Genomic DNA, 961 nt, shown 5'->3' with positions numbered 1-961 from the left:
ATTTAATTTAATCAAAGATAAGTTGACTACGGAATTCCCCTGACCAAATGGCTCTTCGACGTTTAGCCGCCTGACTGTCTTTTATACTGGTATTCTGTTTAATCACATTTAATGCAATTCGGTTAAAAAGCGCCATTTGTGCAGCCCCATCAGGATCTTTGAGTGAGATAGCATCTTCTCGAAAAGTGACATCTAATACCCAATGCAGCTCGTTTTCCACCGACCAGTGCCTTCTTATTGCCTTAGCCACGATTTCCGCCTCCAACGGTAGCGAGCTGACATACCAGCGTGAATCACGATGGGGAGGCTGACCTTTTACGCTTCGTTCACTGACTACTTCAATAACACTTTGTATTGAAGGCCATTGCCGCCGAAGGACCTCCGGCAATACGGCACGAATTTGCATGACATGCCGAAATTCTGTCCGTCCATGACCGCTATTTTTCTGCGTAAAGTCAACAAGCTCATCACTCTCATAATGCGAAGCAAAATACGATTTGACCCATTCATGGAGGGTCTTTTGATTGCCTTTGAGACCGACAATAAAATCACCGCCGCGCTGAGTAATTAACGCAAGGGTTTCTTTCTGGCAATGCAGGGCATCCATAGTGACAATCGCGCCATCAAGCGCCAGTAATTCAATCAATTGTCTGGCAACCGGACCTTCCTGACCTTTGCTTTCGGCTGCCTGATGGTATAGGGCTACACCGGATTCAACATCATAAGCACTGACCACATGCAGGGCTTCAAATAATGTCCCCTTACAGGTTCCTCTCAGGGTTTTTCCATCAATGGCGATAAGACTTTTTCCTGCCCTGACCCGACGCTGGTTGATCCAGGCATAAAAGGCTTCAACCAGTGCATCTTGCTCTATCATTTTGATAATATTAGCAATACAGTGACGACGGGGAATACCGTGAGTAAAATGCGTGTATTGTTTAAGCCACTCGCTCTGTAACTC

General features: G+C 45.9%; 1 protein-coding gene. It reads right to left on the bottom strand.

Features of this window, described 5'->3' with window-relative positions; genetic code table 11:
• Positions 1–7: 7 nt before the first annotated feature.
• A partial coding sequence (locus LGZ98_RS23860) for an ISAs1-like element ISPlu18 family transposase (RefSeq protein ID WP_262978745.1) occupies positions 8–961 on the bottom strand: 954 nt, incomplete at its 5' end.

The sequence above is a fragment of the Photorhabdus kayaii genome, assembly GCF_025384895.1.
Lineage (GTDB): Bacteria > Pseudomonadota > Gammaproteobacteria > Enterobacterales > Enterobacteriaceae > Photorhabdus > Photorhabdus kayaii.
Note: the sequence above shows the minus strand (reverse complement) of the source record. Positions and strands in the feature narration are given on the sequence as shown.